Origin of the sequence: Flavobacterium sp. (assembly GCF_039932285.1) — a bacterium.
In the GTDB taxonomy this organism is placed as follows: domain Bacteria; phylum Bacteroidota; class Bacteroidia; order Flavobacteriales; family Flavobacteriaceae; genus Flavobacterium.
Genome location: NZ_JBDTQE010000004.1, coordinates 25,861 through 43,465 on the forward strand (window position 1 = coordinate 25,861; position 17,605 = coordinate 43,465).

The 17,605-nt window shown below is 31.1% G+C and carries 15 protein-coding genes and 2 pseudogenes; 11 read left to right on the forward strand and 6 right to left on the reverse strand.

Annotated elements, in window-relative coordinates; translation table 11 throughout:
• Positions 1 to 113: 113 nt before the first annotated feature.
• A complete protein-coding gene (recG, locus tag ABI549_RS01695) occupies positions 114 to 2,222 on the forward strand; it encodes an ATP-dependent DNA helicase RecG (RefSeq protein WP_348074714.1) in 2,109 nt (702 codons plus the stop codon).
• Positions 2,223 to 2,274: 52 nt separating this feature from the next.
• Here the strand turns inward: recG and ABI549_RS01700 are convergent, their stop codons facing one another.
• Complete coding sequence (locus ABI549_RS01700) at positions 2,275 to 3,120, reverse strand: DUF2911 domain-containing protein (protein ID WP_348074715.1); 846 nt, start codon at positions 3,118 to 3,120, stop codon at positions 2,275 to 2,277.
• 137 nt (positions 3,121 to 3,257) lie between these two features.
• Between ABI549_RS01700 and ABI549_RS01705 the strand changes: the two genes are divergently transcribed.
• The 3 genes from ABI549_RS01705 to ABI549_RS01715 all read left to right on the forward strand — a co-directional run bounded on the left by ABI549_RS01705 (position 3,258) and on the right by ABI549_RS01715 (position 5,870).
• Positions 3,258 to 3,728 (forward strand): SRPBCC family protein, encoded by a 471-nt coding sequence (locus tag ABI549_RS01705; protein WP_348074716.1) that lies wholly within the window; start codon positions 3,258 to 3,260, stop codon positions 3,726 to 3,728.
• Positions 3,729 to 3,730: 2 nt separating this feature from the next.
• Positions 3,731 to 4,429: an SDR family oxidoreductase gene (locus ABI549_RS01710; RefSeq protein WP_348074717.1), complete on the forward strand. Its 699-nt coding sequence runs from the start codon at positions 3,731 to 3,733 to the stop codon at positions 4,427 to 4,429.
• 154 nt (positions 4,430 to 4,583) lie between these two features.
• Positions 4,584 to 5,870 (forward strand): deoxyribodipyrimidine photo-lyase, encoded by a 1,287-nt coding sequence (locus ABI549_RS01715; protein WP_348074718.1) that lies wholly within the window; start codon positions 4,584 to 4,586, stop codon positions 5,868 to 5,870.
• Here ABI549_RS01715 and ABI549_RS01720 read toward each other — a convergent pair.
• Entirely contained in the window at positions 5,867 to 6,514 is a 648-nt protein-coding gene (locus ABI549_RS01720; protein WP_348074719.1) for an HAD family hydrolase, read from the reverse strand. The two genes, ABI549_RS01715 and ABI549_RS01720, sit on opposite strands and share 4 nt — an antisense overlap.
• A gap of 306 nt (positions 6,515 to 6,820) precedes the next feature.
• On the opposite strand from ABI549_RS01720, the gene ABI549_RS01725 reads away from it, so the two are divergent.
• From ABI549_RS01725 to ABI549_RS01735, 3 genes are read left to right on the forward strand one after another with little or no spacing between them, the layout of a single operon-like run.
• Entirely contained in the window at positions 6,821 to 7,363 is a 543-nt protein-coding gene (locus ABI549_RS01725) for an RNA polymerase sigma factor (RefSeq protein WP_348074784.1), read from the forward strand.
• A 30-nt stretch (positions 7,364 to 7,393) separates the two neighbouring features.
• Positions 7,394 to 7,774, forward strand: coding sequence for a hypothetical protein (locus tag ABI549_RS01730; protein ID WP_348074720.1), 381 nt, complete (start codon positions 7,394 to 7,396; stop codon positions 7,772 to 7,774).
• A gap of 10 nt (positions 7,775 to 7,784) precedes the next feature.
• A complete protein-coding gene (locus tag ABI549_RS01735; protein WP_348074721.1) occupies positions 7,785 to 8,237 on the forward strand; it encodes a sensor of ECF-type sigma factor in 453 nt (150 codons plus the stop codon).
• 16 nt (positions 8,238 to 8,253) lie between these two features.
• Here the strand turns inward: ABI549_RS01735 and ABI549_RS01740 are convergent, their stop codons facing one another.
• The 3 genes from ABI549_RS01740 to ABI549_RS01750 form a co-directional block, all read right to left on the reverse strand.
• A complete protein-coding gene (locus ABI549_RS01740; RefSeq protein WP_348074722.1) occupies positions 8,254 to 9,300 on the reverse strand; it encodes an AMP-binding protein in 1,047 nt (348 codons plus the stop codon).
• A gap of 140 nt (positions 9,301 to 9,440) precedes the next feature.
• Entirely contained in the window at positions 9,441 to 10,526 is a 1,086-nt protein-coding gene (locus ABI549_RS01745) for a S41 family peptidase (RefSeq protein WP_348074723.1), read from the reverse strand.
• A gap of 47 nt (positions 10,527 to 10,573) precedes the next feature.
• Positions 10,574 to 11,488 (reverse strand): CPBP family intramembrane glutamic endopeptidase, encoded by a 915-nt coding sequence (locus ABI549_RS01750; protein WP_348074724.1) that lies wholly within the window; start codon positions 11,486 to 11,488, stop codon positions 10,574 to 10,576.
• A gap of 76 nt (positions 11,489 to 11,564) precedes the next feature.
• Here ABI549_RS01750 and arsC point away from each other — a divergent pair.
• Together arsC and ABI549_RS01760 are read left to right on the forward strand one after the other, a co-directional pair.
• Positions 11,565 to 11,905: pseudogene (gene arsC, locus ABI549_RS01755) on the forward strand (arsenate reductase (glutaredoxin)).
• 132 nt (positions 11,906 to 12,037) lie between these two features.
• Positions 12,038 to 14,506: an outer membrane beta-barrel family protein gene (locus tag ABI549_RS01760; RefSeq protein ID WP_348074725.1), complete on the forward strand. Its 2,469-nt coding sequence runs from the start codon at positions 12,038 to 12,040 to the stop codon at positions 14,504 to 14,506.
• 44 nt (positions 14,507 to 14,550) lie between these two features.
• Here the strand turns inward: ABI549_RS01760 and ABI549_RS01765 are convergent.
• Positions 14,551 to 15,493 (reverse strand): annotated as a pseudogene (locus ABI549_RS01765) (GntG family PLP-dependent aldolase).
• Between the two features lie 165 nt (positions 15,494 to 15,658).
• Here ABI549_RS01765 and prfB point away from each other — a divergent pair.
• A protein-coding gene (gene prfB / locus ABI549_RS01770; RefSeq protein ID WP_348074726.1) for a peptide chain release factor 2 occupies positions 15,659 to 16,757 on the forward strand; the annotation gives its coding sequence in 2 pieces (ribosomal slippage) (positions 15,659 to 15,721 and positions 15,723 to 16,757; 1,098 coding nt in all).
• Between the two features lie 12 nt (positions 16,758 to 16,769).
• On the forward strand, positions 16,770 to 17,573 hold the full coding sequence (locus tag ABI549_RS01775; RefSeq protein WP_348074727.1) for an HNH endonuclease: 804 nt from the start codon (positions 16,770 to 16,772) through the stop codon (positions 17,571 to 17,573).
• Positions 17,574 to 17,605 lie beyond the last annotated feature (32 nt).

Below are 17,605 nucleotides of genomic sequence, written 5' to 3' on the forward strand. Positions count from 1 at the left end.
TTTATTGAGTCATTTTTTATCTTCATAAAATGACGGAGTTCAAATATAGAAATTTCAAGCTATTTTCAAATTATACCTTTTTAAATTTACCAACAAAAAACTATCTTCGCAAGATGCAAAATAATCTCTTCGAAACTCCCATAGAATACTTGAAAGGCGTTGGTCCGCAACGTGGGGATTTGTTGCGCAAGGAATTAGGGATTTACAAATACGGTGATTTAATTAATTTTTATCCCAACAGATACTTAGACCGAACCAAATATTATAAGATTAATGAATTACAAAATTCTACTGCCGAAGTTCAAATAATTGGTAAAGTAATTAATATAAAATCGGTCGAATTTGCCAAAGGAAAAAGCCGATTGGTAGCTACTTTTATTGACGATACAGGTCAAATGGAATTGGTTTGGTTTCAAGGACAAAAATGGGTTAAAGAAAGTTTGAAACTTAATGTGATTTATGTGATTTTCGGAAAAACAACTTCGTTCAACAATACCTTCAATATGGCGCATCCAGAAATGGAATTGCTAACAGAACACGAACAAAGCATACGTTCGGCCATGCAACCTGTCTATCCAAGTACCGAAAAACTAACCAGTAGAGGAATTTCGAACAAAGTAGTAAACAAAATGATGCTTCAATTATTTTCGGAAACACATACTCTATTTTCGGAAACATTACCAACTTATTTAATAGAAGAATTAAAGCTAATTTCTAAAAAAGACGCTTTAATAAACATTCATTTTCCTAAAAGTTCGGAAGCTTTGGCAAAAGCACAATTTCGATTAAAATTTGAAGAATTATTTTTTATTCAATTGCAATTAATCACTAAAAACTTAATTAGAAAACACAAAATAAAAGGTTTCGCTTTTGATAAAGTAGGAACTTATTTTACTGAATTTTTCAACAATCATTTGCCATTCGATTTGACCAATGCTCAAAAAAGAGTACTCAAAGAAATTCGAAATGACATGGGAAATCCAGCTCAAATGAACCGATTATTACAAGGCGATGTGGGTTCTGGAAAAACTATTGTAGCCTTTATGAGTATGCTTTTGGCATTAGATAATGGTTTTCAGGCGTGTTTGATGGCGCCAACAGAAATACTAGCCAACCAGCATTTTATAGGACTTTCAGAATTAGCTAAAGATTTAAATATTAATATAAAAATCCTAACTGGCTCAAGTAATACGAAAGCTAGAAAAATAATTCATGAGGAACTAGAAAATGGTAGTTTGAACATTTTAATTGGCACACACGCTTTATTAGAAGACAAAGTACAATTTAAAAATTTAGGCTTGGCGATTATCGATGAGCAACATCGTTTTGGTGTAGAACAACGCTCTAAATTATGGAAGAAAAATACCATTCCGCCACATGTTTTGGTCATGACCGCTACGCCAATTCCTAGAACATTAGCCATGAGTTTGTATGGCGATTTAGATATTTCTGTAATTGACGAATTGCCACCAGGTCGAAAACCCATTCAAACCGTGCATCGATACGATTCCAATCGATTGAAAGTTTGGCATTTTATTCGGGAGGAAATTGCAAAAGGCCGCCAGATATATATTGTTTATCCATTAATTCAAGAATCCGAAAAAATGGATTTCAAAGATTTGATGGACGGTTACGAAAGTATTTCTCGTGATTTTCCGTTACCAAAATATGCGATTTCTATCCTTCACGGAAAAATGAAACCAGCCGATAAAGATGCCGAAATGAAACGCTTTGCCGAAGGAAAAACAAATGTAATGGTCGCCACAACCGTAATTGAAGTAGGCGTAAATATTCCCAACGCCAGTGTGATGATTGTAGAAAGCGCCGAACGTTTCGGTTTGTCACAACTGCATCAATTGCGTGGTCGTGTAGGTCGTGGCGCTGACCAAAGTTATTGTATTTTGATGACGTCACACAAAATAGGTGAAGATTCTAAAACCAGAATGGAAACGATGGTTGCTACCAATGATGGATTTGAAATTGCCGAAGTAGATCTCAAACTCCGTGGTCCTGGCGATATTATGGGCAAGCAACAAAGTGGCGTTCTTAATTTGCAAATTGCCGATTTAGTTCGAGACAAAGATATTTTATTGCTAGCTCGAAATTATGCCCTAAAACTACTAAAAGATGATGCTCCCATGGAAAAACCAGAACATCAAACCTTAAGAAAAGTTTTTATAGAAATCTCTAAGAAGAAGAATATTTGGAATTATATAAGTTAAACTAAAAAGCCTGAACAAAATTCAGGCTTTTCTAATTCTATATTATGATAATTTATTTTTTAGACCAATCAGCAATACTATCTTGATTCATCTTTACATAATCCTCATTTTTTGCTGCTTGCGCTGCTGCTAATGACAATTTTGCAGTTTCAATCGCTCCTTTTTTATCTCCTAATTTAGCTTGAATTTGTGATTTTAAACGTGTGTACCAATATGGTTTTTTGTCATTCAATTCGTATGCTTTATTTACATAACTCAAAGCTTTATTCAAATCTCCATTAGATTGAAAAAAGTATTGTGCAGAAGAGTAATAATCTGCCGCCGAAGGACCAGAAAGCGTTTTATCTATACTAGACATCGTTAGTTTTTGTGTAGGCACTTCTATTTTGACGGCAACAATTGTTTTTTCCCAAGAAAACTCAAGGTTGGCAAAATTACTATCTGTATTATTTATTCCAATTGTAAATGTTTCTACATTTTTATCTAAAGTTTCTGGTTTTGCATTTACTTTCAGTACAATTTTAGATTCGTCCCAAACTTCAGGATTTCCCCAATTATTTGAATCTGAATAAAAAATAACTTCCCAATTATCTGGTTTTGGAATGGTATAAATAGCATATTTTCCTTGTTTAAGAGGAGAGCCATTTATAATAACATCATCAGTAAAAGTAATTGTTGTATTTTCGTTTGCACCTGTTCTCCAAACTTTATCAAAAGGAACTAATTCGCCAAAAACAACCCTTCCTTTTGCACTTGGTCTGTGGTATTCGATATCAATATCTGTTAATCCAACAGTTTGTATCAGTGTCGATTTCGGACTTGCTTGAGGCAATTTTACTTGAGCTTCAATCGTGTAAGAAGCAATCATAAGGGCTATGGCAACAATTATTTTATACATTTTTTTTAAATTTATTTTTTCAAAGATAAAATTTCAAAATGGAATCAATTGTTAAATAAAAGATAAAATGAATATATTTTGTTTAACTATATTTTAAAAACATTAAACATTTTGTACATTTACACAAAAAATATAAAATGAAAATTTATACTTTGCATTCAAAACAAAATTTACCAATAACCTTACAACAAGCTTGGGATTTCCTTTCAGATCCAAAAAATCTAAAAGCGATAACACCCGATTATATGGGTTTTATAATAAAATCTGGTGCAGACAAGCCCATGTTTGCTGGACAAATTATTCAATATATTGTGACACCCGTTTTAGGAATAAAAACCAAATGGGTTACTGAAATCACACATGTTGAAGACAAAAAATATTTTGTCGACGAACAGCGTTTTGGTCCTTACTCACTTTGGCATCACAAACATTTTTTAAGAGAAATTCCAGGTGGTGTCGAAATGGAAGATATTATAGATTATAAAATTCCTATGGGAATATTAGGACAATTAGTTCATCCTTTTTTAGTAAAACCAAAATTGAAAGAAATATTCGAATATAGAGAGAAAAAATTAATTGAACTTTTTGGAGAATTTAAAGAACAATAATCATGAAAAACATATTATTAATAGGTGGTTCGTACGGAATTGGTTTGGCTATTGCCAAAGAATTAGAGTCTGGAAATAAAATATTTGTAGCTTCTAGAACAAATGAAGGTTTAACCAATTTGAATGTTACACACATTCCTTTCGATGTTATTACTGACACTCTTGACACCACAAAATTACCCGCTGTTATCGACGGATTAATATATTGCCCCGGAAGCATTAACCTGCGACCATTCAAAGCACTAAAAATAGAAGCTTTCGAAAATGATTTACAAATCAATTTCATTGGAGCTGTCAAAGTAATTCAATCTATTTTACCCAACCTAACTGCTTCACAACAATCAAGCATTGTACTATTTAGTAGCGTTGCGGCAAGTATGGGAATGCCTTTTCATACGAGTGTTGCAGCAGCAAAAGGTGCGATAGAAGGTTTTGCAAAAGCATTAGCTGCCGAGTACGCACCAAAGATTAGAGTAAATGTGATTGCGCCATCATTAACAGACACACCACTGGCGGATAAGTTTTTAAATAACGAAGAAAAAAAGGAAAAATCGGCATTGCGCCATCCACTAAAACGTTTCGGAACTACAAATGATATTGCACAAATGGCAAACTTCTTAATTAGTGATAATAGCAGTTGGATTTCTGGGCAAATTTTCCATGTCGATGGCGGAATGTCGACGCTTTTAGTTAATGGATAAAATTTTAAGGAGCGCAACATTACGTTTCTTTACAACCATAATCCCGTTATCGTTGCAATCTCGCCAAGAAAAATGGCGAGGATTTTCACTACTATCGGGGCTAAATCGTAACTTTACGTTTTTTTATAACATTTTTTAGAATAAAACTTTACAAATGAACATATTCTGGTTCCGACGTGATTTGCGATTAGACGATAATGTAGGACTTTTTCATGCTTTAAATAGCGATGAAACAGTCATGCCTATTTTCATTTTCGATGATAGTATTCTTTCTCAATTACCCAAAGACGATGCGCGTGTTACTTTTATTCACCAACAATTAGAAAAGATTCAAAACCAACTGAAATCTATTGGAAAATCATTAGCGATTTTTCACGGAAAACCTTTCAATATTTTCGAAACACTTATTTCAGAAAATAAAGTAAAAACGATTTATACAAACCACGATTACGAACCTTATGCTCGCAAACGAGATAAAGAACTCAATCAGCTTTTTTTGAGCCACAATATCGAATTTCTAACTAGCAAAGACCAAGTTATTTTCGAAAAAAGTGAAGTCACAAAAGATGACGGAAAACCTTATGTTGTTTATACACCATATTCTAATAAATGGAAAGAAAAATTTAAGCAAACCACTTTACAAAATTACAATTCAGAGGATTATTTAGATAAAATTGTGGCTCACTCCTACCCTTTTTTGAGTTTAGATGATATAGGATTTAAAATTTCAAAAATAAAAATTTCTCCTTATGATATTTCTGATAATTTAATAGACAATTACGAAGCAACAAGAAATTTTCCTTCTCAAAACAAAACTTCTTTTTTGGGAATTTACCTTCGTTTCGGAGCAGTTTCTATCAGAAAAATGATGAAGGAAGCTATAAAAAGTAACAATGAAACCTTTTTTAAAGAACTCATTTGGAGAGAATTTTTTATGCAAATATTGTGGCATTTTCCACATACTATAAATAAAAGTTTTAGAGAAAAATACGATGCTATTATTTGGGAAAACAACGAAGATTTATTCCAAAAATGGTGCAAAGGAAAAACAGGTTATCCTTTTGTAGATGCAGGAATGAGAGAACTTAATACAACTGGACACATGCACAACAGGGTGCGAATGATAGTAGCCAGTTTTTTGTGCAAACATTTACTAATCGATTGGCGCTGGGGAGAAACTTATTTTGCTACAAAACTATTAGATTACGAACAATCAAGTAATGTGGGCAACTGGCAATGGGCTGCGGGCTCTGGAGTAGATGCAGCGCCGTATTTCAGGATTTTTAATCCAACAGAACAAATAAAAAAGTTCGATAAAGACTTAAAATACATCAAAAAATGGATTCCAGAATTAGAAACTTCGTACTATCCAGAACCTATCGTAGATCACAAATTTGCAAGAGAACGTTGCTTGAGAGTTTATAAAGAAGCGGTTGGTTAAGTAAGTTTGTCGAAACTTAATTCATTAAAATGACTTATTACTCTATCTGCTAGAGAATAATCTTGCAATTTAGAATTAGGACTATCATAACCTATACAATAAATTTCTGCTGCTTTTGCTGCTTTTATTCCGTTTGTACTGTCCTCGATAACGATACAATTTTCTTTTGGAGCTATAGATAATGAAGCGGCGTGCAAGAAAATAGCGGGATGTGGTTTCGATTTTGGAAAATCTTCGCCTGAAACAATGTGCGTGAAATATTTATGCAAATTGAATCGTTTAAAAATTCTTTCGATTGTAACTTTTGAGGAAGAGGAAGCTAAAATAAGCTGAATTCCATTTTTATGTAAGTCTTTTATTAAATCTTCTACACCATCAAGCAAAAATAAATCTTCCTTTTTATCGAATGCTTCATTAAATAAATCTCGCTTTGCATTGATTAAATCTTCTACATCTTGTGGGATATTAAAAGTTTCTTTCAATTTTTGATACACATTTCTGGTCGAATTTCCTGTAAAGGAAGCATACATTTCTGGTGAAACAAGGATGTCTAAAACCTTAAAATGTTGGTGAAATGCATAATGGTGAACAGGTTCTGTATCGACAATTACGCCGTCCATATCGAAAATTACGGTTTGAATCATTTTTTTTGTTTTAGAATTGCAAAGATGAGAAGAAAAGTTTGTTTGTAGTTTTTGGTTGTTTACTTTTTTTGAAAAAACTACAAGAATACGATTTAGTTAATAAACTAGCCCTGATAGCAGTGGAAATCCTTTTATTTGTCAGTTCGAGTTCCTCGCTTTTATAGCGAGGAGTATCGAGAACAAGAAAAAAAGATTGCAACGAATAGCAGGAATATGGTTGTAAGAAGTCGGAAATATTTGCTTCAAAAAAAAATAGATTAAACCTTTTTGAATATCTTTAGTCTTACTTATAAAACAAACCTACTTTTGCAAGACGAAAAAGCTTTTATCGCTGAATTATTGAATCCTAAAACGCAAAATGATGCGTTTAGGAAACTCTTGCAATTGTATCAGAAACCGTTGTATAATCATGTAAGAAATATGGTTTTGAGTCATGATGATACCGATGATGTGCTGCAAAATACGTTTGTAAAAATTTTTCAGAATTTGAAGAATTTTAAAGGCGATAGTAAACTTTTTTCTTGGATGTATCGTATCGCAACAAATGAAGCCATTACTTTTATGCAACAACGAGCTAAAAAAAGTGGCATTTCGAGTGAGGAAGTACAACAAAAAGCGATAAATAAACTGGAAAGTGATGTGTATTTTGATGGAAATGAGATTCAACTCAAATTACAAAAAGCGATTGCTAATTTGCCAGAAAAACAACAATTGGTTTTTAAAATGAAATATTTTGAAGAGCTAAAATACGAACAAATTGCTGAAATTACAGGAACTTCGGTTGGTGCTTTGAAAGCTTCCTATTTTCATGCAGTGAAGAAAATAGAAGAATTTTTAAAAATAGATTAAACCTTTTTACACAATAATAGTCTTAATAACATGAAACAATTTGATTTAGATAACGACCCAAAAATAGACAGCGGATTTAGAATCCCAGAGAACTATTTTGAACAGTTTGAAGCTAAAATGATGAATCAACTTTCTGAAAAAGAAGTTAAAGTGATTTCGCTTTTTGAGACTAGAAATTTTTGGTTTTCGGCAGTGGCAGCTGTTTTTGTAGTTGGTTTGTTTACAACTATGTATTTGAATACTACAAAAGTTGATAATATAACTACCGAGGATTATTTAGCTTGCGCAACAACAATAAGTACTGAAGATATTATAGAAAATTTATCTGATGATGACATTACTGCAATCGAAGAATCATTGGATTTATATGATCAAGACACAAAAAATTATGCTAAAGAATATTTATACTAAAACATATATAATGAAAAAAATAATTACATTAATATTGCTATTTGTTTGTACCATAAGTTTTGGTCAAGACTTTGAAAGAAAAGCAGAACGAGTTAAAGCGCTTCGAGTAGCATTTATTTCAAATAAATTAGATTTAACGTCTCAAGAAGCTGAAAAATTCTGGCCTATTTTTAATAAATTTAGCGACAACCAACTGGATTTACATAAGCAAAAAAGACAACTTATGCTTAAGCTTAAACCCGAAAATACAGCTGGAATGTCTGATGCATCGACTCTAAAATTACTAAATGAATCCGAAAATATTGATGCAGATTTAGAAGACAAAAAACGTCAGTTTGTAAAAGATTTACAAGGCGTAATTAGCCCTCAGAAAATATTATTGCTCAAAAAAGCAGAAGAGGATTTTAAAAGTACACTTTTGAAACAATTCAAAAATAAAAGAAATAGAAAAAATAATGATTAATAAAAACAGGTTGTAACTAATATAAAACTACAATCTCATTTCTTTTAATTTTTCCTGTTTCTGTTTCGGCAAAATGCGGAATAAATTTTATTTCTTTTGGTTTCTCAAATTTATTTAAATCATCATAAAGAGAAGACTTGGTTTGGTATTCATTTCCTTCGATAAAAAGTATTAATTTTTTTCCTAATTTTTCATCTGGAATTCCTGCAACAAAAAATCTATTGGGAATTTTTGCTAAAAGTTTTGCTTCAATTTGCTCAGGAAATAATTTAACTCCTCCACTATTTATTACATTGTCTTGACGTCCTAACCATATAAATTGATTGTCCGAAACTAATTCGACAACATCATTAGTAACTATATTTTCTGGATTCAAATTTGGAGCAGATATTACTAAACAATTTCTATCATCTTGAGAAATAGAAATATTAGGTAAAATTGTAAATGACTTCTCTCCTACTCTTTTAGCCGCAATATGTGTAACTGTTTCTGTCATGCTGTAGGTTTCAAAAATGTTACATTTAGATTTAACTAGTTTTTTTTCTAAATCATTATTTATTTTTGCACCGCCAATAATTAATGTTTTAATTTGATTTAATTGGTTTAATGAATTTTCGACTTGTAATGGAACCATGGCTACAAAATCGTAATTATTTTCATTTCGATTCATCGGAGAAGAACTAGGCTCTACAAAATCCATATCCAACCCTAGAATAAAAGCACGAACAAACATCATTTTTCCTGCAATGTATTTTACAGGCAAACAGTTTAAAGCACTGTTTCCGGGTTGCAATTCAAAAAAATCTCCTGTTGCTAATGCAGAATTAACCATAGCTTGTTTTTGCACTCTAATAATCTTTGGTTTGCCTGTTGTTCCAGAAGTCATAATTTCTAGATAAGGTTTCTCATCAAACCAGTCGAGAATAAAATCACCAACTGGCTTTTCGTTTTCGTTTCCTTCTTTTATATAACTATAAGCCACACGACAAAGATCTTCGTTGCTAAAATGAAAACCATTTAGCTTAAATCTATTATGAACATTTTTGTAAGTTAATTTATTCATTGTCTAAGTTTATATAGTTTGGAGCTTTGCAAGGTTCGGAAAACCATGTTTTTTTTCTAATTTATAAATTTTTTGAAAAGATAAATAATGATTTTCCTCTTTTCTAGGAATCTCGTAAATAAGATTTATTGGTGTTTTTCTTATTTTAAAACTTCAATTGCCTTTAAAATCACTGGATCAGTTTTATTTTCAATATCTTTTTTTGTGTTTATAATCTCAAATTTGACAGGTACCCCAATATCTTCAAGTTGTATTTTTTCAATTGAATAATATCTTTGGTTGGAAAGTGTAAAAGAAATTTTGTTCGATAAATCTGTGCCAAACATATCAGACAACATTCCCGAAGTGTTTGTTCCAATGGTTGTTACATTTTTCTGTTTATAAAGTGAAATTGTAAAGTCCTCGGCTGAACTTGCGGTTTTATCATTAGTTAAAATTACAATTGGATTTGAGTATTTAACCCCATTATTTGGCGTTATATAAATTGGTTCCAATTCAGTAGTATTTTCATAACCTCCTTTTAATCTTGTTGCTTTATAATGTGTGATAATTTTCTCAACTGCAAATCTACTTGCTAAATCTTCACCACCATGACCTCCTCCATTTGCTCGAATATCGATTATTATTCCTTTAGTTTTAGAGAATGAATTTATAATGCTATCAAATAAAGTTAGCATTAATTTTGTGTCTTCAATTTCTTTTTTATCGTCAAAAATGCTTTCTAAATTTCCAAAACAACGAGATATTCTAATAAATCCAATTTCGGAATTCTGTGAAACATAATATAAATTTTCTTCTTTTACTGTTGGTCCAATTCCTTTAATTTCTGAAAAACCATTTCTTTGTAATGTCTCAAAACTCGTTTTCCATAACTCTTTTTCAAGTCCTTTAAACTCTTGTTTGAATAAAGATGGCTTTTTAACTTTATATAAAATTTCTTCCCCCTTTGAGATTGTAATATGTCCATCTTTCAAAGGTTCAACCATTTCGCTAAATATTTTTACTAATTCAGATTCTTTAGTTTTACTGTTTATTAAAGGTTTATACTTTGCATAAGTTTTGTCCCAATCAACTTGTTTTAATTGAAAAAACGCATAATTATCTTTAAAAGTCATCCAAAATTTTTCAAAATCTTTTTCTGGCTTACTTAATTTTTTATTTGTTTGACTTTGTGACGATATACAAAAAGTCAAAATGAAGATTAAAATTATCTTGTCTATTCTCATTTCAGTTTATTATTATTAATTTAGTATTCTGCTCTTGAGAATAGTCATCAAATTGATGGTTTTAAATTTAACTTACCCGTTAATTTTTGTTTCCAATTCGTCCAATTGTATTTTTTTGCCAAAATAAATAAGATTATAGGATAAGTAATAACTATAGAAACTATCATTTCATTTAGCATCTCGTTTGGATTTTGAACACCAACATATTTAAAAACTGCATCAGTTTGTAATGCTGAAAAATCGGAAGTTATTAATGTGGCTGCGATTAAATTATTTCCTAAGTGGAATCCTAAAGATAGCTCTAAACCTTCGTCCATAAGTGTCATTATTCCTAATAATAATCCTGTTCCTATATAAAATACCATTACACCAAATCCCATTTCAGCAACTTCAGGATTTGCACTATGAAATAATCCAAATAAAACCGACGTAATAACTAATGGAAACCATCTATTCTTAACAACTATCCCTATTTGTTGCATCAAAAAACCTCTAAATAAGTATTCTTCTAAACCAATTTGGAAAGGCAATAATATCATACTTAGAATAAATAATATCGAGAAATTTATTGGGTTAAAATTCCATTTTATATTAGAATTATCTATCGAATAAGAAATAGCAAAACCAACTAACGAAATAAAAATAATTAATCCAAAAGAAAATAAAATTCTTCTATAATCAATTTTTTTTCTAGATGTTGTTAAAGACAGAATACTTCTTTGATGAAGAAAATATACTAACAAAAATAAAATCCCTAGCAAAAATGCAAAAGGTAATAAATTCATAACAAGTGCTATATTATTTGGTATCTGTTTCATCAAATCATAAGCATTTGCCATATCTTCTTTCGATAAAATTAAGAACATAATCAAATTCATAATAAACACACCCATTGTAATAGCTGCAGTTATTAGTACTCTCCACCAAGTATTGTTTCCTTTGTAAGCTTGTTCTATAAACATGTATAATTTATTTAAGTTGGTTCTATTTTATTAAATTTGTAGCACAATTTATTAATATTCCAAATATATCTAAAATATGATTACTATTTATCATAATTCACGTTGTTCTAAATCTAGAGAAGGTATTTGTTTTTTAGAAAATACAAAACAACCTTTTCATATAATTAATTATTTGGAAAATATTCCCACTAAAGAAGAGTTAAAAGAATTACTCAGAAAATTAAACATATCTCCAATAGAATTGGTTCGAAAAAAAGAAACTATTTGGATATCAAATTATAAAATAAAAATCTGTCTGATGACGAAATCATTCAAGCAATGATTGATAATCCGAAACTTATTGAAAGGCCTATTATTATGAACGGAGATAAAGCTGTAATTGCAAGACCAACGGAAAGAATTAACGAAATAATTTAAAATTTTAATGTCTTAAATTACGTAAAACATAATCTCAATATGTTAGTAGTCTAAATCTAAAGCCTTTTAACAACAATTTGGCAGAAAAAAATAAAAGCAAATATTATTTTTGCAACATATAAGTATAAAATTATGAATTCTACTACAAAAGCTTTTGCTTTATTTTTTTTATTAGGTATTTCAACACTTTTTGCACAAGAAAAAACAGACAGTAAAAAAATTATTCTTACTGGAAAAATTATTGAAAAATCGACTTCATTACCTTTAGAATACGCTACAATTACATTTAGGAAACCAAATGCTGCACAAGCAGTATCTGGAGGAATTACAGATAGTAAAGGAAATTTTTCTATCGAAATAAATCCTGGAACTTATGATATAAAATATGAGTTCATTTCCTTCAAAAATATTGAAGTTAAAAACCAAGTACTTACTTTAAGTAAAAATTTAGGTACCGTTTTTCTTGAAGATGAAGCTCAGAAATTAGATGCCATAGAAGTTCGTATAGAAAAAACTACTGTCGATATAAAATTAGATAAAAAAGTATATAATGTTGGTAAAGATATACTAGTAAGAGGAGGAACAGTAAGTGATGTTTTAGACAATGTTCCATCTGTTTCAGTGAGTACCGAAGGTACAGTAAGTCTTCGTGGTAACGAAAATGTTAGAATTCTAATTGATGGAAAACCTTCAAATGCCGCCAATGTGAATGATGCTTTGCGTTTAATTTCTGCAGATGCGATTGATAAAGTAGAAGTTGTAACCAACCCATCTGCTCGTTATGATGCTGAAGGTGGTGGTGGAATTATAAATATTATTCTAAAAAAAGGCAAGAACCAAGGTCTTAACGGAACGTTTATTGTTTCGGCTGGAGAACCAGAAAACTCAAGTGCTTCGGCAAATATTAACCTAAAAAGTGAGTTGTTTAATTTTTTTACAACTATAGGTTATAACAAAAGGAAAAATCCAGGTTATACTAATATTGACACCCAAAGTTTTAATAATAACGGTAGCCAAAGATCTTTTACACAAGAAAGAAGAGATAGTAAAAAAAATGGAGAAGGCGCAAACGTGAATTTCGGAATCGAATTACTATTGGATAAAAATACTTCATGGACAAACGCTTTCAACTACAGAAACAATAATGGTGAAAATAATGAAAACGTATTATACCATAATTTTGACGGAAACAATAACTACATAGAAACACGCCAACGAGACAATGATGCTCTTTCTAAAAATGAAACGGTAGAATATACGACTAATTTTATCAAAAAATTTAAAAAAGACGGACACCAATTAAGTATTGATGGTGCTTTTTCACAAGAAATAGATAAAGAAAACTCTGAAATTGAAGGAACAGTAATAGAAACAGGAGGTTTTGTATCTTCGGCCGCAAGTGCAAAAAACAACAAGCAAGGCAGAAACTTAATTCAAGCTGATTATGTCCTTCCAATTAAAAAAATAGCACGAATTGAAGCAGGATTTAGAGGGAATTATGTAAAATTATTAGCAGATTACCTAGTTTCTGAAAAATTCAATTTTAATGACCCTTTAACAGAAAATCCATTTCTGACTGGTACTTTAGATTATGTTGAAAACGTAAATGCTTTGTATGTACAATTTGGATCAAAAATTAATAAATTCTCTTATTTAGCTGGTCTTAGATACGAAAACTCTCATATAGAAGTGAACTTACCACAATCAAATACTTTCAATAATAAAAATTACGAGAATTTCTTCCCAAGTGCTTTCTTAACTTATGAAATATCAGATAACAGTAGTATTTCATTAAATTATAGCAGACGTATTTCAAGACCAAGAGATCGTTTTATCAACCCTTTTGCTTCTTATACGAGTAATGTCAATTTATTTCAAGGAAATCCTAATATCAATCCAGCAATGAGTGATGCCTATGATATTGGTTATTTGAAAAAATGGGATAAAATAACTTTTAATACTTCATTTTATATCAATCATACCACAGATTCATTTCAATTTGTAAGAAAAGAACGTGGTGACTTTATTGATGGAGTCCCTGTGGTTATCAACACTCCATTTAACCTTGCTACTGAAGACAGAACAGGATTTGAATTCACTTTAAATTATAACTTCAAAAAATGGTGGAAACTAAACAGTAACTTTAATTTATTTGATGTTAAAACTAGTGGAAATTATACTTATACTGATGTTAATAACCAATTAATAAATATTGATTTTAACAAAAAAGCAACAGCTTGGTCTGCTAGATTAAGTTCAAAAATTAACTTGCCATACAAAATTGATTGGCAAACTAGTGCCAATTATAATGCGCCTCAAAAAAATGGACAAGGAGTAACAAAAGGAACTGCAGCGGCAAACTTAGCTTTTAGCAAAGACATCTTAAAAGATATGGGAACTATTTCTTTCAATGTGAATGATGTTTTCAATTCAAGAAAAAGAATTCAGCAAACACAATCCGCAACTCTTATTTCAAATAGTGAAATGCAGTGGAGAAGAAGACAGTTTACACTATCATTTACTTATCGTTTTAACAAAAAGAAAACTGATAAAGACACAAAGCCAAAACAAAATGAAAATAATGATGAAAATATGGGATAAAAAAAAACGAGCTAAAAAGCTCGTTTTTTTTTATCCCATATTTTTTAAATAGATAATCTTTGTAAAGCCTCTAATACATAACTATGCATTACTTCACGATAATCTAAGTGTGTTACAATACGTAATTTTCCGTGCCCCATAGAACTAATAGAAATTCCTTTTTCTCTCAATTTCTCAGTAATTATTTTTTCGTCAAGATAAGATTGTACTGAAAAAATAAGAATATTAGTCTCTACAGGTTCTACTGATGCTATCCAAGGTAAATTTTGCAAAACTTGTGCTATTTCCCTTGCTCGACGATGGTCTTCTGACAAACGATCTATGTGATTATCTAAAGCATAAATTCCAGCAGCAGCTAAATAACCAGCTTGTCTCATTCCCCCTCCAAAAATTTTACGAATTCTAAGTGCTCTATGAATCGTTTTTGCGTCGGAAACTAAAACCGAACCAATTGGAGCACCCAATCCTTTAGACAAACAAACCGAAATGGTGTCAAATAATTCTCCGAATTGTGTTGGCGATTGCTTTTTTGCGACCAAAGCATTCCACAATCTAGCACCGTCAAGATGGTATTTCAAATTATTTTCTAAACAAACTTGTTTTATTTCCCTAAGTGGTTGCAGGTCATAACAAGCACCGCCACCTTTATTTGTAGTGTTTTCGATACTTACCAAACTCGTGAGTGGTGCGTGGTAAAATTCTGGATCGTTTATGGCATTTTTTACTAAATCGGCGGTAATCATGCCACGATTTCCATCTACAAGATTACAGGAAACACCACTATTAAAAGAGGCTCCACCACCTTCGTAGTGGTAAATATGTGAATATTTATCACAAATGACTTGCTCTCCAGGATTTGTATGTAGCTTGATTGCTGTTTGATTTGCCATAGTCCCAGATGGAAAAAATAAGGCGCTTTCCAAACATAACGTTTAACATTTCTTGTGTAGGTTTGGTTACGGTATCACTAACTAAATTTATTTCCATATATCGAATAGAATTCTTAAATTTGATTATTATTATTTAAATTAATCATGCTTTTCTAGCCCCGATAGTAGTGGAAATCCTTTTGCTTTTTTCTTTAGAAAGCAAAAGATTGCAACGGATAGCGGGAATGGCTTCAAATAACTTATTACAAAACTAAACAATTTTATGACAAATACCGAACAAATAAAAGGTATTGTGGAGCGTCTTGGTGCGTTGAGGAGGTATCTTTGACGTTGATGCTAAACTAATAGAAATTACAAACGAGGAAGAGAAAACCTTTGCTCCCGATTTTTGGAACAACGCAAAAGCGGCAGAAATAATTGTAAAAAACCTTCGGTCGAAGAAAAAATGGGTTGAGGATTACAATAAAGCAGTCGAAATGGCTGACGAATTACAATTAGCCTACGATTTTTATAAAGAAGGTGAACTTTCTGAACAAGAATTAGATGCGCAATATGAGGTAACAAATACGCATATTGAAGGAATCGAATTTAAAAATATGCTTTCGGACGAAGGAGATTCTTTGAGTGCTGTATTGCAAATTACCGCTGGTGCTGGTGGAACAGAAAGTTGCGACTGGGCAGAAATGCTTATGCGTATGTATATGATGTGGGCTGAAAATCAAGGTTACAAGATTAAAGAATTGAATTTTCAGAAAGGTGATGCAGCTGGTATAAAAACAGTTACATTAGAAATTGAAGGTGATTATTCTTTTGGTTATTTGAAAGGTGAAAATGGCGTGCACAGATTGGTACGAATTTCCCCTTTTGATAGTAATGCCAAGCGTCATACATCCTTTGCTTCGGTTTATGTATATCCGTTGGTTGATGATACAATAGAAATCGAGATAAATCCTGCTGATATTGAGATAATTACAGCTCGTTCTAGTGGTGCTGGTGGTCAGAATGTGAATAAAGTGGAAACCAAGGTACAGCTAACCCACAAACCAACAGGAATTCAGATTCAGTGTTCAGAAACACGTTCGCAACATGATAATAGGAATCGAGCCATGCAAATGTTGCGTTCTCAATTGTATGAAATTGAACTGAAAAAGCAACAAGAACAGCGCAACGATATTGAAGCTGGAAAAATGAAAATAGAATGGGGTTCACAAATTAGAAACTATGTTATGCAACCATACAAATTAGTAAAAGATGTAAGAACTGGTCACGAAACTAGTGATGTAGATGGTGTAATGAATGGTAATATTGATGCATTTCTGAAGGCTTATTTAATGAAAATGGGACAGAAAGAACTAAATTAAAATATTTTAATTATGGGTAATTATATTAAAAGGTTTTATGACGAAGAAATTTGGAAACAGATTAAACTAAAATCTCCATTTGCTGAAAAATATGAATTATACGTATCAAATTATGGAAACATAAAACGAATTACGCTTGCAACTGGGTTAGAGAAAATATTAAGTCAAATACTAACGGAAGGTTATCCAGCTATTAATATTACGATTTTAACACCTATTACAAAAGAAGAAAGTGAAAAATTCTTACCTGCGCAACAAGAAATTGCAACGCTAAAATTAGAAATTAAGTCCTATAAAAAGGAATTAGATAATATAGGTGATAAACATAAAAAATATAAATCAATTTTAAACAAAATTGTAAAAACAGAGTTGTTACTCGATAAAGCAAGATTAATTCATAAAAAGAAATACCTGTTAGCAGAAAGAAAACGAAAAAAAACTCTTGGAAATCTTGTACACAGATATGTAGCTATTTATTTTTCAGATAAACCTTCGGAAGAGCATAATTTAGTAGCTCATATTGATTATGATAAACTAAACAATCATCATTCTAATCTAAAATGGATGACTCGTGAAGAAAATGCTTTGCATCAAAAAAATAGTCCAAGTGTTATAAAAGCAAAAGCAAAAATTCTTATAAATGGTGGACATAGATCCAATACGAAACTAACTGTTAATCAGGTTATGATTATTAAGAAACGTATAAACGAAGGTGTTTCTCTTAGAGAATTAGCCAAACGAACTAAAGTTACAGAAACACAACTTTTACGAATAAAAAGAGGTATAAATTGGAGTAAAGTACCAGCCGCTTTATAGCAAGCACAAAAAAAGGCTGATATTTAAAGATC

Bases quoted from the DNA above. Each gene is read 5' to 3' on its own strand.
- ABI549_RS01750 (WP_348074724.1), bottom strand. From the start codon at position 11,488: ATGTTTATAGAACAAGCTTACAAAGGAAACAATACTTGGTGGAGAGTA.
- ABI549_RS01760 (WP_348074725.1), top strand. From the start codon at position 12,038: ATGAATTCTACTACAAAAGCTTTTGCTTTATTTTTTTTATTAGGTATT.
- ABI549_RS01705 (WP_348074716.1), top strand. From the start codon at position 3,258: ATGAAAATTTATACTTTGCATTCAAAACAAAATTTACCAATAACCTTA.
- ABI549_RS01700 (WP_348074715.1), bottom strand. From the start codon at position 3,120: ATGTATAAAATAATTGTTGCCATAGCCCTTATGATTGCTTCTTACACG.
- ABI549_RS01715 (WP_348074718.1), top strand. From the start codon at position 4,584: ATGAACATATTCTGGTTCCGACGTGATTTGCGATTAGACGATAATGTA.
- recG (WP_348074714.1), top strand. From the start codon at position 114: ATGCAAAATAATCTCTTCGAAACTCCCATAGAATACTTGAAAGGCGTT.
- ABI549_RS01710 (WP_348074717.1), top strand. From the start codon at position 3,731: ATGAAAAACATATTATTAATAGGTGGTTCGTACGGAATTGGTTTGGCT.
- ABI549_RS01730 (WP_348074720.1), top strand. From the start codon at position 7,394: ATGAAACAATTTGATTTAGATAACGACCCAAAAATAGACAGCGGATTT.
- ABI549_RS01775 (WP_348074727.1), top strand. From the start codon at position 16,770: ATGGGTAATTATATTAAAAGGTTTTATGACGAAGAAATTTGGAAACAG.
- ABI549_RS01745 (WP_348074723.1), bottom strand. From the start codon at position 10,526: ATGAGAATAGACAAGATAATTTTAATCTTCATTTTGACTTTTTGTATA.
- ABI549_RS01720 (WP_348074719.1), bottom strand. From the start codon at position 6,514: ATGATTCAAACCGTAATTTTCGATATGGACGGCGTAATTGTCGATACA.
- ABI549_RS01740 (WP_348074722.1), bottom strand. From the start codon at position 9,300: ATGAATAAATTAACTTACAAAAATGTTCATAATAGATTTAAGCTAAAT.
- ABI549_RS01735 (WP_348074721.1), top strand. From the start codon at position 7,785: ATGAAAAAAATAATTACATTAATATTGCTATTTGTTTGTACCATAAGT.